23 protein-coding genes are annotated in these 25057 nt (G+C 72.8%); 5 read left to right on the top strand and 18 right to left on the bottom strand.

Translation table 11 applies throughout. The features are described from left to right. Positions 1 to 80 precede the first annotated feature (80 nt). From AC6JBM_RS06135 to AC6JBM_RS06150, 4 genes are all read right to left on the bottom strand, one after another. Complete coding sequence (locus AC6JBM_RS06135; protein WP_497982632.1) at positions 81 to 899, bottom strand: MEDS domain-containing protein; 819 nt, start codon at positions 897 to 899, stop codon at positions 81 to 83. Positions 900 to 1048: 149 nt separating this feature from the next. Continuing rightward, on the bottom strand, positions 1049 to 1936 hold the full coding sequence (gene ppk2, locus AC6JBM_RS06140) for a polyphosphate kinase 2 (RefSeq protein ID WP_497982633.1): 888 nt from the start codon (positions 1934 to 1936) through the stop codon (positions 1049 to 1051). A gap of 69 nt (positions 1937 to 2005) precedes the next feature. Beyond that, the gene (locus AC6JBM_RS06145; protein ID WP_497982634.1) at positions 2006 to 3613 is read right to left on the bottom strand and encodes a vWA domain-containing protein; all 1608 of its coding nucleotides are present in this window, start codon (positions 3611 to 3613) and stop codon (positions 2006 to 2008) included. A 62-nt stretch (positions 3614 to 3675) separates the two neighbouring features. Then, positions 3676 to 4731, bottom strand: a complete 1056-nt coding sequence (locus AC6JBM_RS06150) for a hypothetical protein (protein WP_497982635.1) — start codon at positions 4729 to 4731, stop codon at positions 3676 to 3678. Positions 4732 to 4961: 230 nt separating this feature from the next. On the opposite strand from AC6JBM_RS06150, the gene AC6JBM_RS06155 reads away from it, so the two are divergent. From AC6JBM_RS06155 to AC6JBM_RS06165, 3 genes are all read left to right on the top strand, one after another. Further along, positions 4962 to 6605: a hypothetical protein gene (locus AC6JBM_RS06155; RefSeq protein WP_497982636.1), complete on the top strand. Its 1644-nt coding sequence runs from the start codon at positions 4962 to 4964 to the stop codon at positions 6603 to 6605. 237 nt (positions 6606 to 6842) lie between these two features. Further along, positions 6843 to 7271 carry a hypothetical protein gene (locus tag AC6JBM_RS06160; protein WP_497982637.1) on the top strand — a complete coding sequence of 143 codons (429 nt, stop codon included), beginning with the start codon at positions 6843 to 6845 and terminating at the stop codon, positions 7269 to 7271. A gap of 253 nt (positions 7272 to 7524) precedes the next feature. Further along, the gene (locus tag AC6JBM_RS06165; RefSeq protein WP_497982638.1) at positions 7525 to 7755 is read left to right on the top strand and encodes a hypothetical protein; all 231 of its coding nucleotides are present in this window, start codon (positions 7525 to 7527) and stop codon (positions 7753 to 7755) included. 35 nt (positions 7756 to 7790) lie between these two features. Here AC6JBM_RS06165 and AC6JBM_RS06170 read toward each other — a convergent pair whose 3' ends face one another. The 9 genes from AC6JBM_RS06170 to AC6JBM_RS06210 form a co-directional block, all read right to left on the bottom strand. Then, a complete protein-coding gene (locus tag AC6JBM_RS06170; RefSeq protein ID WP_497982639.1) occupies positions 7791 to 9428 on the bottom strand; it encodes a fucose isomerase in 1638 nt (545 codons plus the stop codon). A 19-nt stretch (positions 9429 to 9447) separates the two neighbouring features. Continuing rightward, entirely contained in the window at positions 9448 to 10905 is a 1458-nt protein-coding gene (locus AC6JBM_RS06175; RefSeq protein WP_497982640.1) for an FGGY-family carbohydrate kinase, read from the bottom strand. After that, entirely contained in the window at positions 10902 to 11873 is a 972-nt protein-coding gene (locus AC6JBM_RS06180) for a LacI family DNA-binding transcriptional regulator (RefSeq protein ID WP_497982641.1), read from the bottom strand. Before AC6JBM_RS06180 ends, AC6JBM_RS06175 begins: the two co-directional genes overlap by 4 nt. Further along, entirely contained in the window at positions 11867 to 12718 is an 852-nt protein-coding gene (locus tag AC6JBM_RS06185) for an alpha/beta hydrolase (RefSeq protein ID WP_497982642.1), read from the bottom strand. Before AC6JBM_RS06185 ends, AC6JBM_RS06180 begins: the two co-directional genes overlap by 7 nt. Further along, positions 12715 to 13305: a hypothetical protein gene (locus tag AC6JBM_RS06190; protein WP_497982643.1), complete on the bottom strand. Its 591-nt coding sequence runs from the start codon at positions 13303 to 13305 to the stop codon at positions 12715 to 12717. The genes AC6JBM_RS06185 and AC6JBM_RS06190 overlap by 4 nt, the downstream gene beginning before the upstream one ends. Beyond that, positions 13305 to 14132, bottom strand: a complete 828-nt coding sequence (locus tag AC6JBM_RS06195) for a carbohydrate ABC transporter permease (RefSeq protein ID WP_350613496.1) — start codon at positions 14130 to 14132, stop codon at positions 13305 to 13307. Before AC6JBM_RS06195 ends, AC6JBM_RS06190 begins: the two co-directional genes overlap by 1 nt. Beyond that, a complete protein-coding gene (locus AC6JBM_RS06200; RefSeq protein ID WP_497982644.1) occupies positions 14129 to 15067 on the bottom strand; it encodes a carbohydrate ABC transporter permease in 939 nt (312 codons plus the stop codon). The genes AC6JBM_RS06195 and AC6JBM_RS06200 overlap by 4 nt, the downstream gene beginning before the upstream one ends. Positions 15068 to 15080: 13 nt before the next feature. Next, positions 15081 to 16400, bottom strand: a complete 1320-nt coding sequence (locus tag AC6JBM_RS06205; RefSeq protein ID WP_350613499.1) for an ABC transporter substrate-binding protein — start codon at positions 16398 to 16400, stop codon at positions 15081 to 15083. Between the two features lie 149 nt (positions 16401 to 16549). Next, entirely contained in the window at positions 16550 to 17515 is a 966-nt protein-coding gene (locus tag AC6JBM_RS06210) for a LacI family DNA-binding transcriptional regulator (RefSeq protein ID WP_497982645.1), read from the bottom strand. A 135-nt stretch (positions 17516 to 17650) separates the two neighbouring features. Between AC6JBM_RS06210 and AC6JBM_RS06215 the strand changes: the two genes are divergently transcribed. Further along, entirely contained in the window at positions 17651 to 19996 is a 2346-nt protein-coding gene (locus tag AC6JBM_RS06215; protein WP_497982646.1) for a GH116 family glycosyl hydrolase, read from the top strand. Here the strand turns inward: AC6JBM_RS06215 and AC6JBM_RS06220 are convergent. Together AC6JBM_RS06220 and AC6JBM_RS06225 are read right to left on the bottom strand one after the other, a co-directional pair. Continuing rightward, positions 19894 to 20796: an SRPBCC domain-containing protein gene (locus AC6JBM_RS06220; RefSeq protein WP_497982647.1), complete on the bottom strand. Its 903-nt coding sequence runs from the start codon at positions 20794 to 20796 to the stop codon at positions 19894 to 19896. The genes AC6JBM_RS06215 and AC6JBM_RS06220 overlap by 103 nt on opposite strands. Further along, the gene (locus AC6JBM_RS06225; RefSeq protein ID WP_350613505.1) at positions 20786 to 21136 is read right to left on the bottom strand and encodes an ArsR/SmtB family transcription factor; all 351 of its coding nucleotides are present in this window, start codon (positions 21134 to 21136) and stop codon (positions 20786 to 20788) included. Before AC6JBM_RS06225 ends, AC6JBM_RS06220 begins: the two co-directional genes overlap by 11 nt. Before the next feature lie 79 nt (positions 21137 to 21215). Here AC6JBM_RS06225 and AC6JBM_RS06230 point away from each other — a divergent pair, with 79 nt between their 5' ends. Beyond that, positions 21216 to 22124, top strand: a complete 909-nt coding sequence (locus AC6JBM_RS06230) for a WD40 repeat domain-containing protein (protein WP_497982648.1) — start codon at positions 21216 to 21218, stop codon at positions 22122 to 22124. Here AC6JBM_RS06230 and AC6JBM_RS06235 read toward each other — a convergent pair. The 3 genes from AC6JBM_RS06235 to treZ all read right to left on the bottom strand — a co-directional run bounded on the left by AC6JBM_RS06235 (position 22109) and on the right by treZ (position 25053). Next, a complete protein-coding gene (locus AC6JBM_RS06235) occupies positions 22109 to 22720 on the bottom strand; it encodes a hypothetical protein (RefSeq protein WP_497982649.1) in 612 nt (203 codons plus the stop codon). The two genes, AC6JBM_RS06230 and AC6JBM_RS06235, sit on opposite strands and share 16 nt — an antisense overlap. 71 nt (positions 22721 to 22791) lie before the next feature. Beyond that, positions 22792 to 23265: a hypothetical protein gene (locus tag AC6JBM_RS06240; RefSeq protein ID WP_497982650.1), complete on the bottom strand. Its 474-nt coding sequence runs from the start codon at positions 23263 to 23265 to the stop codon at positions 22792 to 22794. Between the two features lie 87 nt (positions 23266 to 23352). After that, positions 23353 to 25053 carry a malto-oligosyltrehalose trehalohydrolase gene (gene treZ, locus AC6JBM_RS06245; RefSeq protein ID WP_497982651.1) on the bottom strand — a complete coding sequence of 567 codons (1701 nt, stop codon included), beginning with the start codon at positions 25051 to 25053 and terminating at the stop codon, positions 23353 to 23355. Between the last annotated feature and the right edge of the window lie 4 nt (positions 25054 to 25057).

Consider the following 25057-nt stretch of genomic DNA (forward strand, 5'->3'; position numbering starts at 1 on the left):
TTACCCCAAGGCCGCGATGCCGAAGCGGCGAAACGCGCAAGGGCCGCGATGCCGAAGCGGCGAAGCGCGCAAGGCCGTGATCACGAAGCGGTGGCGACCGGACCGGCGGCGACGCGGTCGCGCAGCACCAGGCTCGGCACCGACTCGGCGCCCACGAGCTGTAACGCCTGGCGCACCCCGCGGCCGCAGCGCACGACCGTGTGCCGGTGCGGGCGCGACGCGGCGAAGCGGACGATGTGCGCGGCCCCGGCCGCGTCCACGAAGTCGAGGTCGCTCGCGTCGAGCATGACCACGGAGTCGGCCCCGGCCACCAGCTCGAGAATCGACGGCAGCGACTCCGCGTTCGAGGCGTCCAGCTCCCCGGTGAGCCGCAGGTGCGCGCCCCAGCCGCCCAGCGTGAACGCCAGCAGCGGCCCGGGGTGTACCGCCCCGATGCGCGCCAGCAGCTCCTTGCCGAACCGCCGCCGGTCGTAGAGGCACAGCCCCGTCACGCGCGGGTCGCCGAAGAAGCGGTTCACCTGGTGCTCGTAGGCGAACAGGTCGGTCGGCGTCCACGCGGGCCGGTCGGTCCAGGTCATCTCGCCGCCCACGCAGAGCGCCGGCCACCCGCCCCGCAGCGTGCCGTCGACGAGCCGGCCGATCAGGTCGAGCATGTCCGCCACGCCGAACAGCGGGCCGCCGAAGCTCCCGAGCGGGGCACCGGTCTGACCGGTGCCGTAGCGCACCGTGCTGAGCTGCCCGGGTGCGGCTCCGATCACGTCGGCGGCCAGCGCCCGGGCCAGGTCGGCCGAGTCGGTGTCGAGGAAGATCACAACGCGGTGACCGGCGGTGACGGCGCGTTGCGCGAAGTCGGTCAGCAGCCCGCGGATCTCGTGGTCGCTTGAGTAAGACAGCGTCACGTGCCTGCCGAACAACGCCGTCCCAAGCTCCCGCACGGGCAACACTGTACGACGTGCGTTGCCGTGCCGTGAGTGCCGCAGGCGTGAATGCCCGACTTGCTCTACTCAACCCCTCGGCGTGTCGCTACTCAGCTGCAGACGGCCATGTCTCAGAGCCGCGGCGCGTCGTCCGCCTTGTCGTCGGCGAGCGCCGCCGGGCCCAGGATGAGCGGGTCGGGCGTCCCGACGAGATCGGAGTCCTTGTTGGCGTAGTCGAACCGGCTCAACACGTGCCGCATCGCCTCGAGCCGCGCCCGCTTCTTGTCGTTGCTCTTCACGACCGTCCACGGCGCGTCGGCGGTGTCGGTGTAGAAGAACATCGCCTCCTTGGCCTCGGTGTAGTCGTCCCACTTGTCCAGCGACGCGAGATCCATCGGCGACAGTTTCCACTGCCGCACCGGGTCCACCTGCCGGATCAGGAACCGGGTGCGCTGCTCGTTGCGCGACACCGAGAACCAGAACTTGACCAGCTTGATGCCGGAGCGCACGAGCATCCGCTCGAGCTCGGGGGCCTGACGCATGAACTCGAGGTACTCGGCCCGGTTGCAGAACCCCATGACCCGCTCGACCCCGGCCCGGTTATACCAGGACCGGTCGAAGAGGGCGATCTCGCCGGCGGCGGGCAGGTGCTGGACGTAGCGCTGGAAGTACCACTGCGTCGACTCCCGCTCGCTGGGCTTCTCCAGCGCGACCACGCGGGCGCCGCGCGGGTTCAGGTGCTCCATGAACCGCTTGATCGTGCCGCCCTTGCCGGCCGCGTCGCGCCCCTCGAACAGGATCACGAGCCGGTCGCCCCGGTCCTTGATCGAGTTCTGCAGCTTCAGCAGCTCGATCTGCAGGAGACGCTTGGTGCGGTCGTACTCCGCGCGCGTCATCCGCTCGCCGTAGGGGTAGTCCTCCCGCCACGTGTCGACCGGCTGACCGTCCTTGCGCAGCAGCACCGGATCGTCATCGTCGTCGTCCTCGACGAGGTAGTCGTCGAGCGAGAGTTGCGTCATACTTTCGATGTACCCCAAGCCCCGGGATTTGACCACTGCCGGGGTCTGAACAGCGGGCAACGAACAAGATCACTGGTACCCGCGGATCTCCTTGAACGCCGCCGGCAGCGAGCCCGTGCGGGCGTCGAAGGTGCGCCCACCGGTGAGGTCGGCGATCTGCTGCATCTCGGCGACGTTGCCCTCGCCGAAGAGGATCGTGAACACCGGCACCTTGGCCAGCTGCGGCACCCGCGACCTGAACGCGTCCAGGCGCGAACCCGCGGTGACCTCGCCGTCGGTGAGCAGCACGATCGACGTGAACCGGTCCGGGTCGTCCTTGGCGAGGGCCGCCGCCTGGTCGTAGGCGGTGAACAGGGTGTCGTAGATCGCGGTGTCCCCGGACACCTTCAGCCCGGCGGCGTAGCCGCGGATCTGCTCCAGCGTCGGCTGGAAGTTGTCCTCGGGCACGTCGAACCGGCTCACCTGGCCGGGCTTCGTGCTGAACGGGATCATGAGCACCTGCTCGCGGCCGTTGAACCGGCTGAACTGCCCGGACAGGCTGGTGTCGGCGCCGGTGAGGCCGATGAGCGCGTTCTTGAGGCCCTCGATGCGCTCGCCCTTCATCGAGCCGGACAGGTCCAGCACGTAGATCGTGCGCGCGGGCTTGCGCAGGTCGTCGCCGAACGCCCCGATGAGCGCGTCGGCCGCCTCCAGCTTGCCGGGGAAGGGCAGCTCGGGCAGGCTTCCGCCGCCCTTGGGGCCGAACTCGGGAGCCAGCGCCAGATTCGGTACGGCGGGCCGCCGCCACGTGCGCGCCATGATCTCCTGCTGCACGCTCGGCCGGCGCAGGTAGTCGGCGATCGCCGCGTAGTTCGTCTTCGTCTGCTCGGAGACTTGGCCGGATACTCCCGCCAGCAGCGTCAGCGGGTAGTCGGCGGTGACGGCGCCGTCGGACGGGTACACCACGGAAAGCTTCTCGGGAAGCTTGCCGGAGGCGTTGAGCGACAGGATCACCGACTCGTAGTTGACGAGCCCGTCGACGGCATGGTCGTTCTTCTCCACGGCGTTCTTGGTGAACGCGTCGGCCAGCCAGCCCGACGAGCCCGCGGTGAGGTTCTGGCCGGCGAAGAAGGCCCGCAGGCGCGGGGTGAGCGGGGCGATCTGCTCGGTGCTCAGGGCCGCGCCGGTGCCGGACAGGGCCGCGGCGACCCCGACGAGCGCGGAGAAGCCCGAGTTCGAGCTGGCCGGGTTCGTCATGCCGTAGGTGAACTTGTGCTCGCCCGCGGCGACCGCGATCTCCGACCAGGTCGGGCGGTGCTCGGCCCAGCCCAGCCGCTTGGCGACGGACTCGCGCAGGCCGAGCACGACCGGCGAGGTCGCGACCTTGGTGGCGGTGCCGATCTTGTCCCCGGCGCCGGGGTGCAGCTGGAGGTACCGGTTGCTGGCGAACCAGATCGCGTCGTAGCTCTTGGCGGCGTTGCCCGACACCACGTTCTCGACGCCGTCGAGGGTGCCGGTGGCCTGCAGCTTCACCTCGACCCCGGTGGCCTGGCGGGCCTTGTCGAGGATCGGCTGGAGGTCGGCGAGCTCGCTGCCGGCGAGGACGCGCAGGGTGCCGGAGCCCTTGAGGAACGGGCCCTCGCTGGCCGCCGGTTCGGACCCCTTCGGCTTGCTGGTGCACGCGCCGAGCAGGAGCACACTTACCAGCGCCGCGACGCCGAGCCGCCTCATGCCGCCGCCTCCGCTTCGCTGCGCACCGCTCATGCCATCTTCTCCTCAAGCCGAGCCAGCAGGCTGTGCTGGGTGTCGTAGTCGGGGTCGGGCACGGCGCCGGCGATGGAGTCCGGCAGGGCGGCGTCTCCGGGCCGTACCTTGGCGAAGACCGGCGCGGTCAGCGTGCTGTCCGCGGTCCGGAAGCCGTGCTTGGCGGCCAGGCGCTGCAGCTCCTGGTCGCTCGCCAGGAGCTTGGCCACGGTGACGCCGTCCGCGCTCAGCGGCACGATCGTGTGCTCGCACATGAGGGTCGGCGTGGGGTACAGCACCGTCTGCCCGTTGGCGAGCCCCTGGTTGACCGCGTGGTCGACGAACTGGGCCTCGTAGATGAGCACCATCGGCGCGAAGTCGGTCCCGCGGCGCAGGTAGCTCTCGAACGGCTCCTCGCTCGTGGTGTCCACGGCGCCCTGGTCGGTGAAGAGCTTCGCGACGGCGCCGAGGTCCCCGCCGGTGACCTTGTCGAGCAGCGCGGCGAACATCGCCGCGGAGTTGGAGTCCTCCGGCCGGGTGGTGGCCACGAGCACGTTCTGCGCGACGGGCCGCGTGGTGTTGCCGGGGATGTCGGTCCACTTCAGGTTGCGGCGGTTCGCGTCGACCAGCGCCTTGAGGTCCAGCCGCCAGACCTGGGCGCTGTCGCGCTGGGCCAGCTTGGCGCTGCCCAGCAGGTCCACGATCGGCTGGAAGGTCGCGACGGCCAGCGGGGAGGAGAACACCACGACGTTCTCGCCCTTGGGGTCGGCGTGCCGGCGCACCTCCTCGGCGGCGGCCCTGCTGCTGGGGAAGGCGAAGTCGTACCCCGTCGTGCGCGTGACCATCTGCCGAGACCCGGACGCGTCGGCGCGCACCGCCCAGCCGTGCCGGGCCAGGGCCGCCTTCACCGCGGGGTCGTCGAAGAACGGCTTCTTCTCGGAGCCGACGATCGCGGTGAGCTGCTTGACGTCGCCCCCGCCGGGCCCCTCGCCGCGGCCGAGCAGGTGCCCGGCGACGGCGCCGACGACGACCAGCACGAGCGCCAGGACGATCAGGGGTCCGGTCCGTTTCACGCCCCGATCCTGCCCTATTCGGTCAAGCTTCGTCCGTCAATGTCCTGTTCAGACGGCGTTCATTTCGTCCACAGTGGAGCGCCACCGTGTCGGCCGCATCACCCTGCGTCGCGAAGTGCGTGGAATGCTTCATCCGAACGGCCGAGCCTCGCCGCCAACCGGCTGGCCAGGGCCTGAATCCGCCTTGCTCGATGTCATACTGCCCGTCGGTCAGGGGGAGGGTGGCGCGGATGGGAAGGCATCAGACGACGGGCGGCCCGTTCGGCGTGGTCCTGCGCGGGCTGGTGCTGCTGCTCGCCGTCGGGCTCCTTGGCGGCGCCGGCTGGTACGTGCTGCACGACAAGTCCGCCGGTGACGACGGCAGCCAGTGCCCGACCACGCTGCGGGTCGTGACCGCGTCCTCGTTCTCCACCGTCGTCTCCGCGGCCGGCCGGACCCTGCGCGCCGGCAAGGACTGCATCCAGCTCGACGTCACCACCGCCGACGGGCGCCCCGCGGCCGGCCAGCTCGCCCAGGTCAACGCCGACGTGTGGATCCCGGACGACGCCAGCTGGGCCACGATCGCGGCGCCCGGGCTCCTCGCCGCCACGGCCAAGGACAGCCCCGCGCCGACGCTCGCGACCTCGCCGATCTTCATGGTCACCGACGAGGCCACCGCGGCGAAGATCAAGGGCGGGCAGGACGGCGGCTGGCTGGCCCTCGCCGAGCTGCTCGACGCGAAGTCGTCCGGCGTGCGCCTGGTCGTGCGCGACCCGTCGCTGTCCGGCGACGGCCTGGTCGCGGCCGGGGCCGTGGGCGAGGCGGTCTGGCTCAAGGAGGGCATGGACGCCTCCTCGCTCGCGCTGAACACCACCCTGGCGGTGACCCGCACCGTGACCCACGACCTGGCCGCGACCCCGGACGAGGCGGGCGAGGTCGGGCTGGTTCCGGAGTACGCGCTGCTGCCCATCATGAACCTCGCGCAGACCCGCACCTACCTGGCCGGGGCGGACCATACGGCGCTCATGCGGTACACCTGGCTGCCCACCGCCGCCGCGGCCCGTGACCCGAAGCGCGCCGCGGCCCTCAAGCGCCTCCTCGACAGCTTCGGCAGCACCGACGTGCGCCAGGCCGTCAACGCCGCGGGCCTGCGCGGCCCCGGCCAGGTCCGCCCGCCCTTCGAGGGCGGCTCCGCCCTGCCCGAGCCGACCGCGCCGCCGTTCGACGTGCTCGCCGCCCACCACGTGCAGCACGTCTTCGCGACCTGGGACCCCGAGGACCGCCGCAGCAACCTGCTCATCGCCGTGGACATGGCCGGCTCGGGCAACGGCGCGAGCCCGGCCGGCTCCCCGCCGGGCAAGCAGGCCCCGATCGACGTGCTCAAGGCCGGCTGCCGCGTGGTCGGCGACCTCATGCCGGTCGGCTCCCGCCTGGGCCTGTGGGAGATCAGCCCCGGCCAGCCCGGCGGCTACCGCAAGCTGCTGCCGTCGGACCGCCTGGACGACACGTCGAAGGCCGCCTTCACCCGCTCCGTGAACACCCTGACCACGCACAAGGCCGGCCCGGGCCTGCTGGACACGATCGTCGCGGCGTACCAGTCCGTGCGCGACGACTGGCACGACGACATGTTCAACCAGGTCTTCATCCTGACCGACGACGCGAACAAGGACAGCGCGAACGCGGCCGCGGTGTCGGCGATGGTCGAGAAGCTCAAAGGACTCCAGGACCCCGAGCGCCCGGTCACGATCAGCGTGGTCGTGCTCGGCAAGAAGGACGCCGCGGACCGTCTGAAGACCGCGCTACAGCCGCTGGGCGCGTACGTCGACAACGCCCAGCAGGTCGACGACGTCCAGGCGGCGTTCATTCACGTCGTGGCGGGCGGCCTGCACGAATAGCCCGGCCACGTTGACGCCCTTTGATAGGAAGGGGCAACGTCGGCGAGCGTGCCGCCCTGGAGACCGGCGGCGCCGCTCGCGACGCGGGAGGGGCCCCGCGGCGCGCGCCGGTGAGCATTCACCGGCAACGGGGGCGCGCCGCGGGCCACCGCCCGCCCGGGCCTCGATCCCGCGCGGCTGGACTATCGCCCGTCGGGGTCCTGGCCACCATGGTGCTGTTCGTGCTGGGAGCCGACGGTGACCTCGGCGAGGGAACGCGACCGGCTGCGCCGTCAGCTGTTCGGGGAGGCCGCCGGCCGCAGTGACCCGCACGCTTCGCAGCGGGTGTTCCTGTTCACCCACGAAACGCTGCGCATGCAGGCCATCGACCGTCTCGGCCCGCGCACCGTGGCCGCGTTCGCCGAACGCCTGCACGCCTGGGCCGCCGGCTACCAGCAACAGCACTGGCCACCCGGCACTCCCGCCTACCTGCTGCGCGGACAACCGATCCGCGGCGAAGCCCTCGCCCGCTCGATCACCGACCCGAGCCAGCAGGTGCGGCCCTGGCCGGGCTGGTGCGGGCCGCCACCGACGCCGGCGAGCACGACCGGGCCCGCAGGCTGGGCGCCGACATCGAACAGATCGCCCACACCATCGCCGACCCGAACTTGCAGCCGCAGGCCCTGATTCAGCTGGCCCAGGCCGTCGCCGAAAGCGAGCCGGGTATCGCCCGATCGTTGAGCGCGGCTGCGCTGGCACTCGGGCGGTGGACCACCCCGCTCAACGTGGTGGGACGGCTCGATCCGAAGGCCCTGACGGATCTGGTGGACGCGTGCATCCTCCGGCAGCCGGGTCCGCTGCCGTGGTCGCGGAGCCGGCCGTGCGGGCGCGAGCCGATGCGAGTCCGCGGCGGCCGGACGTCACAGAGCAGAGGCGGTGCGTGGACAGTGCCGGAATGCGTCCGTCGTGCGAGGCCGGTGGCGATCGTTTCGGGCGATGGTCAGGCGCGCCGGACGCCGCGACGATGCCTTTCTACGGTTGCGCCGACGGTTTGGGAGTCGCAGTGGGCATCGTCATCTCGCTCATCTCGGGCATGTTCAGCCTGACGATCGCCATCATCAAGGGGTTCGTGTCCATCATGACCGCGCTCATTCGTGCGGTTTCGCGATAGGGCCGGCCCGGCGGCGGGCCGGCCCTACGCGGGGGCTAGAGGTTCACGTCGCCGCAGAGGTGGACCTCTACGCCCAGTGTGGACAGCAGGGCGGCCTTGGCCAGCAGGGCCTTGTCCGCGGTCGCGGCGTCCGGGGCGTAGGCCACGTTCAGGTGGTTGGCCTTGTGCCGGGCCATGAACTGGTCCCGGCTCACCCCGTGCAGCACCGCGTGCATGATGGGCCACGCCGGGGTCGTGGCCTCCGAGCGGCGCCGGGACTCCTCGTCCGGCAGGGACACGGCCGAGGCGCGGCCCAGGTCGGCGTGCAGCGCGCCGCCCTGGACGAAGACGCGGCTCCAGACCACCTCGCCCGGCTTGCAGATGCCCTTGATGGTCGAGCCGCCGAGCGGGAAGTACACCGGGTCCTGCCGCCAGCCCACCGCCTCCGCGTAGCCCGTCGCGAAGTGTGACGCCGGGACCGAGCCCGAGATCTCCCACACCCACACGAAGCGGCCCTCGTAGTCCTCGCCCCACCGGACGTCGTGCAGGGTCGTCGCCGGGTCGAGGCCCATGGCGGTCCAGATGCGGTTCGTGACCAGGGCGTCGACCGCCACCCCCTCGTCCGCCTCGTTGAAGTGGGGCAGCGGGGCGCCGTCCCACAGCACGCGGGAGCCGTCGCGGGAGGTCACCGGCGGGCGGGAGACGTTGTTCAGCAGGCCCTCGGCGAGGTCCGAGGCGGGGCAGATGTCCTTCAGACCCTGCTGGTACTGGATGCCGACCGCGTCGAGGCCGAAGTCGTCGCTGATGCGCAGGGCGGCGACGTACATCTTGTACTGCCACCGCAGCTGCGAAGCCGTCAGCTCGGTGGCCTCGTCGGTGCCGAGCCGGAACGTCATGCCCGCCGCCGAGAGCCACGCGCCCACGGCGTCGGCCTCCGAGTCGGGAACCCGCTGCATCTCGGCCCACAGCGCGGACTGCGAGAGCCGCTCCTTGTAGATGCCGATCGGGTTCAGCAGCTCGTCGTCGATGATGGCGTTGTACATGCCCATGCAGCCCTCGTCGAAGACGCCGATGATGGCCTTGTCGGCGAGGAGCTGCCCGGCCAGCGCCCGGCCCAGCGCGACCTCGGGGCCGTCCGCGAGCGCGGGAAGGTCGCGCACGTGGGAGGCGTCGTGCGGCACCGAGCCGGTCGTGACCCACGAGCGCAGGCCGGACCGGAACCACTCGTCGGTGAAGTCGACCGACCACAGCGTGGAGTAGGCCACGCCCATCTTCGCCATCCCGGCATTCACGCCCAGCAGGCCGACCAGGCCCGGCCAGTCGCCGGCGAAGTTCGCCACGGTGAGGATCGGGCCGCGGTGGGTCCGCAGGCCCGCGAGGACGTGGTGGCTGTACTGCCACACCGCCTCCGCCACGATCAGCGGCGCGTCCGGCGGGATCGACTTGAACACCTCCAGCCCCATGCGCTGGCTGGAGATGAACCCGTGCCCGGCCTCGGGGTCGTAGTCGTGGGCCCGCCGCACGGTCCAGCCGAGCTCGGCGAGCGCGGCGGCCACGGCGGCCTCCATGCGCTCCTGGGTCGGCCAGCCGGCACGGTTCGCGGCGGGGCGCAGGTCGCCGCTGGCGATGAGGTACGCGGTGTTCGGCTCGGCGGCCGGGCGGGACGGTGCGGCGGGGAGGGTGTAGGTGCTCATCGGGGTCCTCCGGGAGATGTCACGCGAGCAGCCGCTGGCGGGCCGCGAGCGTGTGGGCGATGGTGCGGGTGGCCGGGTAGAGGTCGAGGTAGAGCGCGTAGAGCTCGTCGTACTCCGCCTGCGAGGAGGGCTCGACGACGGAAGCCGGCGGATTCCATGCGTCAATGTCGACCTCGGAAAGCGTGGAGGCGGCCAGGAAGGCGGCGCCGTAGGAGGCGCCCACGGTCACCTGGGGCACCACCTGGGGCAGGCCGGTCACCGACGAGACGATCTGCGTCCAGAGCCCGCCCCGCGTGCCGCCGCCGACCGCCACCACGCGCGAGATGCCCGCGCCGGCCGCGCGCAGCGCCTCGACGTTGTGCCGCACGCCGAACGCGGTGGCCTCCAGCGCCGCCCGGTACAGGTCGCCGCGCGTGTGGGACAGGGTCAGCCCGGCGATCACCCCGCGCGCGTCCGGGTCCTGGATCGGGGTGCGCTCCCCGGCGAAGTACGGCAGCATCAGCAGCCCCCGCGCGCCCGGGCCGGACGCGGAGGCCTCGGCCAGCAGCGCCTCGAACGAGGCATCGGTGATGGAGCGCAGCCACGACGTCACGGCGCCCGACGTGGCCATCCCGCCGGCCAGGTTGCGGGTGCCGGGGAAGGCGCCGACGGTACCCCACATCAGCGGGCTGGTCACGGGCCGGTCGACGGTCGCGACGAGGAACATCGTGGTGCCGTACATGAGCATGAGGTCGCCCGGGCGCTGGGCGCCGACGCTGACCGCCTCGGTCCACGCGTCGATGGTGCCGGTGATCACCGGGGTGCCCGCGGGGATGCCGGCGACGGCGCGCGCGGTGGTGCCGGCCACGTCGCCGGGCCAGGCCAGCGGCGGCAGCTGCAGGCCCGGGGCGATCAGCTCGGACCAGGGCCGGTGCCAGTCCAGCGCGTGCGTGTCGAACAGCGGCGTGCACTGGCTGGCGGAGTGGAAGTCCAGCACATAGGAGCCCGTCAGCCGGTACGCCAGCCACGACGCCGGCATGAAGAGCCGGCGCGCGCGGGCGGACACCGCGGGCTCGTGCGCGGCGAGCCAGGCCAGCTTCGGGCCGACCGCCTGCGTGGACAGCACCGAGCCGCAGCGCTCCAGGATCGCGTCGGCGCCGCCCAGCCGCTCGGTGAGCGACGCGATCTCGGCGGTGGCGCGGGTGTCGATGCCGTACAGCACCGCCGGGCGCACCGGGGTGCCCGCCGCGTCCGTGAGCAGGACGCACGGCCCCATGCCGCTGACCCCGACGGCGGCGACGGTGACGCCCGCGGTCAGCTCCTCGGCGAGGGAGACGAACTCGTCCCACCACACCGCGCCGTCCATCTCGACGTGGCCCGGGTGCGGGCGGTCCACGTCGTGCTCGCGCACCGCGGTGCGCACCACGGCGCCGCCGGCGTCGACGAGGACGCCCTTGCTGCTGGAGGTACCGATGTCGACGCCGAGGAAAAGGCTCACTTCTGCTCCCGGGTGCGCAGGACGACGGTCTTCGCGGGGCCGGCGTCGCCGCCGATGCGCTCCAGCAGCAGGGCCGCCGCGGCCTCGCCGAGCTCGCGCGCCGGCACGTCCACGACCCGGATGCCGCGGCGGCCGAACGACGCGAACGGCAGGTCGCCGAAGACTGCGAGGCCGAACCCCGGCGGGGCGAGCCCGGCGTCGTGCAGCGCGTCGAGCGCCCCCGCGGCCATGAGGTTGTTCGCCACCACCGCGGCGTCCGGCGGCTCGGGCAGCGCGAGCAGCTCGGCCATCGCCGCCCGGCCGCCGTCGACGCGGTAGTCGGCGTAGCGCAGCAGGTCCTCGAGGTAGTCCTCGCCCGCGTGCCGGGCCGCCGCCTGCCGCCAGCCCGCCATCCGCAGCTGCGCGGTCTCCACCGAGCTCGGCCCGGTGATGCAGGCGACCCGGGTGAAGCCGGCCGCGAACAGCGACTCGGCCGCGGAGCGCCCGCCGGCCCGGTTGTCCACGGTGACCGCGTCCACGTCGGCGCGGGCCAGGCTGCGGTCGACGGCGACGACGGGCCGGCGGTGCGCGACGAGCCGGCTCACGTCGCTGGCGTCGTCGGCCGGGGCCAGGATCACGCCGGCCATGTGCTCGGCGAGCGCGATGCCGATGTAGGTCGCCTCGCGGTCCGGGTCCTCGTCGGTGTTGCACAGCACCACGGAGAAGCCGGCCGCCCGGGCCCGGTTCTCGACCCCGCGGGCGAGCGCCGTGAAGAACGGGTTCTCGATGTCGGGGATGATCAGGCCGATCACCGCGGAGTGCTGCCCGCGCAGGCGCCGGGCGGTGCGGTTGGGGGTGAAGTCGAGCTCCGCGGCGGCCGCCCGCACGAGCCGCTCGGACTCGGCGGAGACCTTGGCCCCGTTGAGCACCCGGCTGACGGTCGCGGGGGAGACGCCGGCCCGGGCCGCCACCTCGTAGATCGTCACCACGTGCGGAAGTCCTCGCGCAGGCTGCGGCGCAGCGCGGCGAGGCGGCGCTCGCGGGTGGCGATGCTGGCCTCGGCGTCCGGGTCGTAGACCTCGAACGCGTGGACCCCGCCCGGCACCAGCTCGAACACCGTCGGCACCCCGGCCTCGGCGAGCCGGCGCGCGTAGCCGGCGTCCTCGTCGCGGAACAGGTCGAGCCCGCCGGTGTCGAGGTAGGTCGGCGGCAGCCCGCGCAGGTCGCCGACGCGCGCGGGGGCGGCGTAGGCGTCGGCGGGCCGGCCGCCGAGGTACGCCTCCCAGGCCACGTCGGCGAGGCGCCGGTTCCACACGGGGGCGTCGGCGTTCTCGGCGGCGCTCGGGGTCTCGTGGCGGTCGTCGAGCATCGGGTAGTAGAGGTGGGCGGCGGCGATCGCGGGGCCGCCCTCGTCGCGGGTCAGCAGGCACAGGGCCGCGGCCAGGCCGCCGCCGGCGCTGCCCCCGGCCACGACGACCCGCTCGTGGTGGGCCGCGCACCAGGCCAGGGCCGTGCGGCAGTCGTGCAGCGGGGCCGGGTGCGGATGCTCGGGGGCGAGCCGGTAGTCCACGGCCACGACCGTGGCACCGAGCGCGGCGGCGAGGTCGCAGCAGAACGCGTCGTCGTACTCGGCGGCGCCGAGGAACATCCCGCCGCCGTGGATCCACAGCACGCAGGCGGGCCCGGTGCCGTGCACGCGCAGCGCCACGCCGTCCGCGACGACGACCCGCGGTGCGACGGCGGGCGCGACGAGCGCGCGCAGGCGGTCGTCGACGGCCCGTACCGCGGCCACCGAGAGCGGCCCGCCGGGCAGGTGCGCGGTGAGCGGGATCATCGGGTCGCCTGCAGCGCGTCGATCTCGTCCAGCAGCGCGGCGGTCTGGCGGGCCGCGATCGTCAGCAGCAGCGGGGCGGCGACGAGGGCGAGCACGCCGGCCGAGGCCGCGGCGGCGAACGCGCCCAGCACGGTCAGGCCGGTCAGGGTGAGGGCCCAGGCGGGGCGGTACGCGGCGAGGATGACCCCGCCGCGCAGCGCCGCCAGGCCGCGCTTGCCCCGAACCGCACCGTAGGCGAGCGCGTAGGGCCCGACGATCAGGACGGCCGCGGCCGGCACCACGCCCCAGGGGGCGAGCAGCGCCAGGCCGGCGACCGAGAGGAGCAGCGCGAGCACCGGGTCGACCCGCAGCAGCGCCGCCAGCCGCGGGTCCTCGCCGGCGGTGAGCGCGGCGAGCCCGGTCAGCGCGAGGGTCACCGGCAGCGTCGCCGCGGCCGCGACCCAGCCGGGCGCGCCGGTGAGCAGGGCGGCGCCGAGCGGCACCGCGCTGAGCCCGAGCAGCAGCCCGGCGCCGAGGTTGCGGGGCAGCTCGTGCCAGAAGGCGGTGGCGCCGGACCAGGCGAGCGCGGGGAGGGTGGTGTTGTCCATCAGAGTTTCAATCCGCTCGATGCGATCGACTGCACGATGTAGCGCTGGGCCACGATGAACACGACCAGGACCGGGACGATCGCCATCGCGATGCCGGCCGCGATGGTGCCCAGCGAGCCGGTGGAGAACCGCCCGGCCAGCAGCACCAGGCCCACCGGGAGGGTCTGCCGCTCGGTGTCGCTGATCATGACCAGCGGCAGCAGGAGGTCGTTCCACCAGTACGTGAAGCACAGGATGCCCAGCGTGGCGATCGACGGGCCGGACAGCGGCAGGATCACCCGCAGGAAGGTGCGCAGGTGCCCGGCGCCGTCGAGCTTCGCCGCCTCCTCCAGCTCGAACGGCAATGCGAGGAAGTGCTGGCGCAGCAGGAAGATGCCGAACGCGCTGAAGATGCCCGGCAGGATCAGCGCCCACAGCGTGTTGGTCAGCTGGAGCTTCGACATGACCAGGAACAGCGGCACGATCGTCACCTGGATCGGGATCATGAGCGAGCCGATGACGACCGCGAACAGCACGCCCTTGCCGCGGAAGCGCAGCCGGGCGAACGCGTAGCCGGCGGTCGAGCAGGTGACGAGCTGCGCCAGCGTGATCGTCGTCGACACGATGATCGAGTTGAGGAAGAAGCGGAAGTACGGCACCTGGTCGGTGACCTTGCCGAAGTTCGCCGTGGTGAGGTTGTCCGGGTCGAACGTGGGCGGGAGCCGGTACAGCTCCGCGTCCGAGCCCGAGAACGCGCCCCGGAAGATCCACAGGAACGGCGCGGTGATCGCGAGCGCGGCGATGACGAGGATCGTGAACGTCGCCACGCGGGACAGGATGCGGCTCACTCGTAAAAGGTCCATCTTCTGGAGAGCCGGAACTGGATCGCGGTGAGCACGATGAGCACCAGCATGAAGGTGATGCCGATGGCGGAGGCGTAGCCGAGGTCGAAGTCGCCGAACGCGCGGTCGTAGAGGTACTCCACGATCGTCCGGCTGGCGTCGCCCGGCCCGCCCTGGGTCAGCACCCGCGGCTCGGCGAAGATCTGGAACGAGTTGATGGTGTTGATGACGACCAGGAAGAAGATCGTCGGCGAGAGCATCGGGAACGTGATGCGCCAGAAGCGGGTCCAGGCGTTGGCCCCGTCGACGATCGCGGCCTCCTTGAGCGCGTCGGGGATGGCCTGGAGCCCGGCGATGTAGACGAGGATCGAGAACCCGATCGTCTTCCACGAGTTCACCACGATCACCGACACCGGCGCGAAGGCCGAGGAGCCGAGCCAGTCGATGCGGTCGACGCCTGCCAGCCCGAGCAGGTAGTTGACCAGGCCGAGGTCCTTGTTGAGCAGGAACCGCCAGATCAGCGCGACCGCCGAGGCCGACACGACGAACGGGAACAGGAACGACAGCCGGAAGAAGCCGCGCAGCCAGCGGGGCATCCGCGTCTCCAGCAGCACCGCGAGGAGCAGGCCGAAGACGACGTTCACGGCGAGGATCGCCAGGGCCATGTAGGTCGTGGAGCCGTACACGCCGAGCAGCCGCTCGTCGTGCACCAGCCGGTCGAAGTTGGCCAGGCCCACGAACTCGCCGTCGCTGAGCAGGTTCCAGTCGTAGAAGCTCAGGTACAGCACGCCCGCGGTCGGGGCGAACACGAAGACGAGGAACGTCACGATCGACGGGGACAGGAACCCCAGGGCGGCGAGCCCGTCCCGGCGCTTGCGGCGGGGGACCCCCCGGCCGGGGTCGGTGACGACCGCGGCCGGAGGGATGGTGCCAGTTGTCATGAGGTCAGCCATTTCAGCAGGTGACGATGCTGCTCAGTTCGCCCTGCATGTTCTTGAGACCGTCGGCGACGCTCGCCTCGCCCGCGAAGATGAGCTGCAGGTGGCGCAGGACGGTCGACTCGAAGGCGCTGTACTTCGCCGGCGCCGGGTACGGCACGAGCGTCGGGTACTTGTCGATGCTGTCGTAGTAGAGGTCGGAGTTCGCGGGCGGCACGCCGACCTTCGAGATCGTCTGGGCGAGCGAGCGCCGCGACGGGATGGAGTCGCCGGGCTTGTCGGGCGTGCCGACGTACTGCTTCTCGATCTCCTCGCTGACCGTGAACTTCTGGTACTCCCAGGCCAGGTCGGGGTTCTTGGACGACTTCAGGATCGGGTACCCGGCCCCGCCGAAGACCGTCTTGTAGGTGTCGCCCTTGGGGTACAGCTGGATGTCGAACGCCTTGAACCCGGCGGGCAGGAAGGTCGCGATGGGCCAGCGGCCGGCGCCGAACATGGCCACCTGACCGTTCTGGAAGCGGGTGAACACGTCGCTCATCGGCATCGGGGCGGGGGCGACGCCCTCGGTGATGAGGTTGCGCAGGAACGACACGGCCTTGTTGACCTGGGGCGAGTCCGCGGTCGCCTTGCACACGTCGTCGCTGGTGAGGTTGCCGCCGGCGTTGGCGACCCAGGGCATGATGCCGGGGAAGATCTCGTTGCTGGCCCACGTGAAGCCGTACCGGTCGGGCTTGCCGTCGCCGTTGGTGTCCGCGGTGAGCTTCTTGGCGGTCGCCTCGAAGTCGGCCCACGTCCAGTCGGCCTTCGGCGGCTCGACGCCGGCCTGCTTGAACACGTCGGTGTTGTAGTAGACGACCATGTCGTTCCAGCCGTACGTCAGCGTGACGACGTCGCCCTTGACCGTGAAGCCGTCGATGAGCCCCTTGGCGATGTCGCCCGTGAGCGTCTTGGCCTCGGCGTCGGATTCCAGGTACTTGTTGATCGGCTGCACGAGCTTGTTGGCGTGCACGAACTGGGCGCCCTCGCCCGAGATGACCATGACGTCGGGGCGCTTGCCGGAGGCGATGAGCGTGGCGACGTTCGCGTAGTAGGTGCCCCAGTTCTCACCGGTGACGGGGGTGAGCGTCACCTTGGTGCCGGCGTGGGCGGCCATGAAGGCGTCGGCCGTGGCCTTGTTGCCGGACTCCGCGGCCGGCCCGTAGTTCCAGTAGACGATCTCGAGCGACTTGTCGCCGCCGGAGGCCCCGGGGTCGTCGTTCGAGCAGCCCGCCAAGGGTGAGACCGCGAGCGCGGCGGTCGCGCACAGCAGCGCGAACTTGCGTAACGGGGTGTTCATGAGCCTGCGTCCCTCTCGGATTGGGAGGCGGTTGGGAGGCGGTGCGGTGGGCACAGTGAAGTCCAAGAAATCGATTTCGTCAAGGACCCCTCCACAGACTCGTCATGATGCCCCTGATCAGGGAACTTCTCTGCTGGTATCGATTGCAGTCACGGGGCGAGATCGGCGCGCAGGACGATCGTGCGGGGCGGCTGGGCGTCCCCGCCGAGGCGCTCCAGCAGCATCGTGGCGGCGGTCGTGCCCAGGTGGCGGGCGGGCAGCCGGACCTGCACCACGGCGGGCGGGGTCAGGAACATGAACGGCAGCTCGCCGACGACCGCGAGCCCGAACTTCGCCGGATCGACGCCCGCCTCGAGGATCGCCTGCAGCGCGCCGACGCCCATGAGGTTGTTGGTGGTCAGCACCGCGTCGGGCGGCTCCGGCAGGGCCAGGAGCTGCCGCATCGCCGCGTGCCCGCCGTCGGCGCGGAAGTTGGCGTGGCGCAGGAAGCCGTCCGGCACCGCGGCCCGCCGCGCGGTCATGACCTGCCGCCAGCCCAGGAACCGGTCCTCGGTCGCCTCGATGCCGACCGGCCCGGCGATGCAGGCGATGCGGCGGTAGCCGGCGTCGAACAGCGCCGTCGTGGCCGCGATGCCGGCGGCCCGGTTGTCGACCTTGACCGCGTCGACCGGGTAGGGCGTGGTGCGGTCCACGGCCACGACCGGGCGGCCGAGCGAGGCGATCGCGCCGAGGTCGGCCTCGTCCGAGGCGGGCGCCAGGATCACCCCCGCCATCTGCTCGGACGCGGCGATCTGCAGGTAGCGCAGCTCCTTGGCGGGGTCGTCGTCGGTGTTGCACAGCACCACGGAGAAGCCCGACTCCTGGGCCCGGTCCTCCACGCCGCGGGCGAGCGCGGTGAAGAACGGGTTCTCGATGTCGGGGATGAGCAGGGCGACCACCTCGGAGCTCTGCTTGCGCAGCCGGCGGGCGGTCTTGTTGGGCGTGAAGGCCAGCTTGGCGGCGGCGTCGCGCACGGCTCGCTGCTTCTCGGGCGAGACGGTGTTGCCGTTGAAGACGCGCGAGACGGTCGCGGGCGAGACCCCTGCCAGCGCCGCTACCTCGTAGATCGTGGCCATGGAGCCACACTCTAGGGCGTCTTGACAGACGGGGAGCCAGGATCTACCTTCCGTGAAATCGATTTCACAGGCTTGGTTCACACAGTTGCTTCACAGGCGGAGGATCTTGTGTACGTCGGAGACGCTCGGCGCGCGGTGGCGTTCCCGCTCGGCGGGCTCGGCACCGGGCACATGGCGCTGTGCGGGGACGGAGCGCTGCGGCAGTGGCAGCTCAACGGGCCGCCGAACCACACGGGCCTGCTGCCGGACTCGTTCTTCGCGCTGCGGGTCTCCTCCCTCGAACCGCCGGACGACGTCGTGCGCCTGCTGCGCGCCGCGCCGATCGCGCCGCACCCGCGCCCGGCCGCGAACGTCTCCGACGCCGACGTGCCGGACGCGGGCGAGCCCTGGCGCTGGCCGTTCGTGGCCGACACGACGTTCGAGGCGGCCTACCCGTTCGCGACCGTCACCTACCGCGACCCGGCGCTGCCCGTCGCCGTCGCGCTCGAGGCGCACACGCCCTTCGTGCCGCTCGACGCCGACGCGAGCGCGCTGCCGCTGGTCCGCTTCCGCTTCACGATCCGCAACGACAGCGCCGAGTTCCGCCACGGGTTCCTGCTGGGCGCGCTGCAGAACGCGGCCGGCTGGGACGGCGTGACCCCGATCCGGGGCACCCGCGGCGCGGGCTACGGCGGCAACGTCAACCGGCTGCTGCGCCGGCCGGGCCAGTCGGGCGTGCTCATGGACCACCCGGGCCTGGCCGAGGACGACCCGGCCGCCGGTGAGCTGCTGCTCTGGACAGACTCGCCCGCCGCCGTCCTGCCGCGCGCCCACGACGCCGACGCGCTGCTGCGCTTCGCCGAGACCGTCCGCCTCGTCGCCCCGACCCAGCTCGGCGACTACTCCGACGCCGCCCTGCGCGCGGCCCTGGCCTCCGGGGCGTCGCCGATGCGCGCGCCGAGCGGGCCGAGCCCGGCCGGGCACACCTGGGACGCCGCCGTCGCGGCCGCGTTCGCCCTGGCGCCCGGGGAGTCCACGACCATCGACATCGTGCACGCGTGGTGGTTCCCGAACCGGTACGCCGACTTCGACCGCTTCGGCCCCCAGCACCCGTACGGCCCGGCCCGCTTCTGGGTCGGCAACCACTACGCGACCCGGTTCGGCGGCGCCCTCGACGTGCTCGACGCCTACCTCGCCGATCGCGACCGGCTCGACGCCGCGTCGCGCGCGTGGGCCGACGCGGTGGCGGGCAGCGACCTGCCCGAGCCGCTGCGGGAGACGATCGCGGCCCAGCCGGCCCTGGTGCGCTCGCCGAGCGTGTTCCGCACCGCGGACGGCCGCACCTACGCGTTCGAGGGCGCCCTGGGCGCCTCCACCCGCAACTGGAACGGCGACGCGGGCGGCTCGTGCCCGCTCAACTGCAACCACGTGCTCAACTACGAGCAGGCCCTGGCCCGGCTGTTCCCGTCCGTCGGGCGGGACATGCGCGAGACCGAGTTCGCCGTCCAGGCCCCGGACGGCTCGATCCCGCACCGGGTCGTGCTGCCGCTGTACCTCCCGCAGCTGCACGGGGTGCCGATCGGCGGGCCGGAGCGCCCGGCGCTGGACGGCATGCTGGGCGCGGTGCTGAAGACCTACCGCTCGGTCCAGGACGGGGCGGGCTCCGACTGGCTGCGCGCGCAGTGGCCGGCCCTGGTGTCGCTCATGTCGTATGTTTCGAACAATTGGGATACGGGGGGCGACGGCGTCCTGCGCGGGGATCAGCCGGTGACGTACGACATCTCGCTGCACGAGCCCAACATGTTCGTCGGCGGGCTGTGGCTGGCCGCGCTGCGGGCGATGCACGAGATGGGGGACGACCCGGCGTACGGGGAGCGCTTCGAGCGCGCCTCGAAGGCGTACGACGAGCTGCTGTGGAACGGCGAGTTCTACGCCTTCGGCGGCGGGTGCCTGTCGGATCAGCTGCTCGGGCAGTGGTGGGCGCACGAGCTCGGGCTCGGCCACCTCCTGCCGGTCGACCGGGTGCGTTCGGCGCTGCGGTCGATCGTGCGGTACAACCTCCGCAGTGGCTTTGCGAAACACGGCTATCGGGAGTTCGCCGACGGCGACGAGACCGGGCTGGTGGTCTGCACCTGGCCCCACGGGGGGCGCCCGGCGGTCCCGCTGCGCTACTGCGACGAGGTCTGGACCGGCGTGGAGTACCAGGTGGCGGCCCACTGCCTGTACGAGGGCCTCGACGAGGAGGGCCTGGCGATCGTCCGCGGCGTGCGGGCCCGCTACGACGGCACGCGCCGCAACCCGTTCAACGAGATCGAGTGCGGCGACCACTACGTGCGCGCCATGGCGGGCTGGTCGCTGCTGACGGCCTGGACGCGTGGCCGGCGCCCCGGCCGCTACCCCTACGTGGCCGGCACGTCCTGGGGCTCGCTCGAGGTCGCCGCCGACGGCGGGATCTCCTGCAGCAGCCACGAGTTCCCGTCGGGGTCGGCGAACCCGGCGTAGAGGATGCCGCCCATGTCCTGCACCTCGCCGACGTCGACGCCCCGCTTGAGCAGCGCCTCCCGGGCCGTGCGGACGTCGTCGACGACGAGGTGCAGGCCGTGCACGACGCCGGGCGCCTGGTCCATGCCGGGCAGGCCCTTGGAGAGCAGCATCGAGCAGGCCGAGCCCGGCGGGGTCAGCTGGATGATCCGGGCGCCGTTGCCGGGCTCGATGTCGTGGTCCACGTGGAAGCCGAGCCGGTCGGCGTAGAAGCCCCGGGCCGCGTCGATGTCGGCGACCGGGATCGGCACCAGCTCCAGCCGCATGGTGAACTGTCCGGCAGTGCTCGTGTTCAGGTACGACTCCAGATTCGCGTAGGTGGCGTCCATGCCCTCGCGCATCCCGCTCTGCAGGGCGTTGTCGCGGGCCTCGGCCGACGGGTACGTGATGTGGGTCGTGATCCGGGTCCGGCCGCCGAGATCGGTGAAGGTCAGGGTGTTGCGGGTCGCGGGCCAGCCCGCCCAGGCCTCGGTGCTCACCAGCCGCTGCGGCCGCTCGATCTCCTCGAAGGCGCCCGAGATCGTCAGCTCCTCGCCGCTCGCGGTGCTCCAGACGTACCGGAAGGCGCCGCCCGGCCGCAGGTCGATCTCGCACACGCCCATGGTCCAGCCGGGCGGCCCGACCATCCAGTGCGGCAGGTGCTCCGGGCTGGTGTGCACGTCGAACACGAGCCTGGCCGGCGCGGCCACGACCCGGGTGATCCGCACCCCCTGCTCGCCGTCCAGCTCGAACCCGGTCACGCCCAGCGTGTCAGTGCTCATCGTCCGGCTCCTTGATGTCGTCCTGAAGAAACTGCAGATAAGCGTCCAGGCGCGAGTAGCTCTCGTCCCAGAAACGCCGGTACTCCTCGGCGAACGCGGCGACCTCCCGCAGCGGCCCGGCCTCCAGCCGGCAGGGCCGCCACTGCGCCTCCCGCCCGCGCGAGATCAGCCCCGCCTGCTCCAGCACCCGCAGGTGCTTGGAGATCGCGGGCCCGCTCATCGCGAACGGCGCCGACAGCTCCTTCACGGTCGCCTCGCCCGCGCTGAGCCGGGCGAGGATCGCCCGCCGCGTCGGGTCCGCGAGGGCCGCGAAGGTCATACTCAGCCGATCAGTGCTCATCGCGTACCTAACCAAGTGGTTATCTAACCTGTTGGTTACTTAACCAGGCCGGCCCGTGTGTGGTCAAGAGGAGTCCCCCGTGCGAATCGACGCCGCCCGTCCGATGGCCGCCTGGGTGGCCGTGCTGGCGACGCCCGACGGCCCGCTGCTCGCGCCGCACGGCGACGGCGGGACGCGGCTGTTCGACGCGCGCACGAAGGCCGCCCGCGGCACCTGGCCCGCGCTCCCCCTCGCCGCGGCTTCGCTGCCCGGCCGGACCCTGCTGCTGGCCGCCGGGGTCGCCGGGCCGCGCCGCTTCGACCTGGCCGCGGGCGCCGAGCTGCCCCCGGTCGCCGACCCGGCCGAGGTGTGGGACGTGGCCGTGGCCCCGCTGCCGGACGGCCGGGTCGTGCTCGCGGGCGCCGGCCCGGGCGGCCTGCACCGCTGGGACGCCGCGACCGGCGCGCGCCTCGGCCGGCCCCCGCTGCTCGGCCCGCCACCGCTGCTCGGCCCGCCACTGCGCGCCGTGGTGCCCGCGCTGCGGCCCGGGGGCGTGACGCTGGTCGGCGGCGGCGAGGACGGGACGCTGTACCGCGCGGACGCGGCGACGGGGGAGCCCCTGCGGCCGCCCCAGCCGACGGCCGCCCCGGCGCTGCAGGGACTCGCCCTGGCCCCGACCGGCCGGGAGATGCTGGTGGGCTGCGACTGGGACGGCTCGGTGCACCGCTGGGACCCGCACACCGGCCACGTGATCGGCGAGCCGATTCCGGTGCCGGCCCCGGCGCGGCTGGCCGGCTGCTTCGCGGGCCGGCTCGACCGCCCGTGCGCGCTGCTGCTGACCGCCGGGGACCGCTACGACACCGCGGTCGCCGTGGACCTGGAGCGCGGCGAGCGCGTCGCGGTGCCGGCCCGGACCCGCGCGGTGTTCGGCCTGGACGGGGTGACCCTGGCGGTGCTCGTGCACCCCGGCGGGCAGCTGACCGCCGAGCCGCTCTACGGCCCGGCCTGAGGCCTCCTGGCGCGGCGGCCGGCGGCGGCCGCGGCGGCGACGGTCGCGGCGAAGCCGGCGAAACCGGCCAGGGCCAGGACGTCGAACACCCGGGTGTCGAGGTCGGCGGCGAGGCGGGGGCCGAGCAGGCCGTGCGGATCGACGACCACGTCGACCGGGCTGCCGTACTCGTACTCGACCGTGTCGCGGAACTCGCCCGGCAGCTGGGCGCCGGACGCGTCGTAGAGCTTGTAGGTGTACAGGCACCGGTTGGTGCGGGCATCGCGGGTCGGGGCCGGGCAGGACACCTCGCGGACCGTCGCGGTGGTGCGGGTGCCCGCGGCGCGCAGGTACCAGTCGCCCGGCCCGGCGTACGCCGTCAGCAGCAGCACGAACACGAAGCCGAACGCCACCCAGGTCGGCCAGGTCCGCTCGCCGCTGAGCCGGAACAGCAGGATCGGCGGGACGAGCAGGGCCGCGAGCGGCAACGCCGCCACCGCCCACCACATCCGGCCGCCCAGCGCGACCGCCACGCCGGCGATCAGCCAGACCACGGCGGTGGCGGCGACCAGCAGCGCGGCGTGGCGCCGGCTGCCCACCGGCATGAACCTCGTCATGATCGCATTGTGGTGCCGGCACCCCCGCCGGGGCTGTCGCCTATCGGTCGTTTCGCGCGGATGGCGGCGATTCAGACCGTCGGGTCCAGCAGGCTGGCGAGGCCGTCCATGCCGCCCTCGGGGTAGCGGCCGGACACCGCCGGGGCGGCCTGGAACGGCAGGATCCGCTCCCTGCCCCCATCGCCGGGCCGGGCGACCCGGACCTCGGACAGGTCCTCGGGCAGCACCCAGACCCGCACCGTCGCGCCCGGCGTGAGCGCCTCGGCGTCCTCGCGGCGCAGGCGGTACCCGATGAACTCCAGCGCGTGCTCCTCGATGCCCTCGAAGCGCAGCCGCAGCCGCACGGTGCGCCGCCGCGACTCGTACGGGCCCGGCGGCGGGGCGATCTCGGCCGCGGCGATCTCGGCGCTCATCCGCGCGCCGCGCCGCAGGATGCGCCGATGCCGCCGGTACACCCCGAGGCCCACGGCCACGCCGGCGCCCACGGCCACGACCGCGCCCACGAGCGCCCACGCGAGGGCCGCCGACGCCGATCCGATCGCCATCAGCGCACCGTATCGACCGGAGTCAACCCGGAGTCAACCCGGCCCGGCCGTGCCGCACGACGACGGCCGGGAGGCGGCGCGGGGCCGTCAGAGGATCGCGGCCGACTCGGCGGGGAGGGTCAGCAGGCCGGACTGGAGCACGACGGCCTCGTCGGTCGCGAGGAGCACGCACTCGGCGCGCAGCGGGACCGTCCGGGGGTCGGCCGTCAGGTTGGCCACCACCGTCTGCTCGCCGCGGCGGATCAGCAGGACCCCGTCGTCGTGGACGACGTGGACGCGGTCCAGGCGCGGGTCCGACAGGCCCGGCCGGGACTTGCGCAGCGCGATCAGCCGGCGGTACAGCTCGAGCATCTCCATGTCCATGCCCGCCCAGTCGAGCTGGGAGCGCGCGAACGTCTCCGGGTCCTGCGGGTCGGGCACGTCGCCCGGGGGCCAGCCGTGCGCGGCGAACTCCTCGCGGCGCCCGTCGGCCACGGCCGCGGCCAGGGCCGGCTCCGGGTGGCTCGTGAAGAACTGCCACGGGGTGCGGGCCGCGAACTCCTCGCCCATGAACAGCATCGGCGTGAACGGGGAGGTCAGCAGCAGCGTGGCGCCCACGCGCAGCAGGCCGGGGGAGAGGGTCGCGGTGAGCCGGTCCCCGGTCGCGCGGTTGCCGATCTGGTCGTGGTTCTGCAGGCAGACGACGAAGCGGTACCCGGGGATGCGCGCCCGGTCCACGGCGCGCCCGTGCACGCGGCGGCGGAACGAGGACCAGGTGCCCGCGTGGAAGAACGCCGACTCCCACACCGTCTTGAAGCACTCGGGGCTGCCGAAGTCGCCGTAGTACCCCTGCCGCTCCCCGGTCAGCAGGGCGTGCAGGGCGTGGTGGACGTCGTCGTCCCACTGGGCGTGCAGGCCGTAGCCGGCACCCTCCCGGGCCGTGACGAGCTTCGGGTCGTTGAGGTCGGACTCGGCGATGAGGGTCAGCGGGCGGCCGAGCGCCGCGGACAGCGCGTCGACCTCGGCCGCGAGCTCCTCGAGCAGGTGGGTCGCGCCGCGGTCGACGAGCGCGTGCACGGCGTCGAGGCGCAGGCCGTCGGCGTGGTAGTCGCGCAGCCACTGCAGCGCGCTGTCGATGATGAACCGGCGCACCTCGCCGCAGTCGGCCTCGTCGAGGTTGAGCGAGCGGCCCCAGGTGTTCGCGCCGGCGGAGAGGTACGGGCCGAACTGCGGTGCGTAGGCCCCGGACGGGCCGAAGTGGTTGTAGACGGCGTCGATGAGCACGCCGATCCCGGCCCGGTGGGCGGCGTCGACGAACCGCTTGAGCCCGTCGGGGCCGCCGTAGCTCTCCTGCACCGCGTGCCAGCCGACGCCGTCGTAGCCCCAGTTGTACTCGCCGTTGAAGGCGTTCACCGGCAGCAGCTCGACCAGGTCGACGCCCAGCTCGCGCAGGTACGGCAGCCGCTCGATCGCCCCGTCGAACGTCCCCGACGGCGTGAAGGTGCCCACGTGCAGCTCGTAGACGACGCTCCCGGCGAGCTGGCGCCCGGTCCAGCCCGCGTCGTTCCAGGCGAACCGGGCGTGGTCGTAGACCCGGCTGCGCTCGTGCACCCCGCCCGGCTGCCAGCGGGAGCGCGGGTCGGGCAGCACCGTCCCGGCGTCGTCGAGCGCGAAGCCGTAGTCGGTGCCGTGGCCGGCCGACGGGTCCTGCGCCGTCCACCACTGCCCGTCGGCGGTCATGGGAACGGCGGCGTCCCCGCTGTGCAGCACGACACGGCGCGCGGACGGCGCCCAGACCCGGAACTCCATGCGG

It is taken from the genome of Dactylosporangium thailandense (assembly GCF_059739745.1).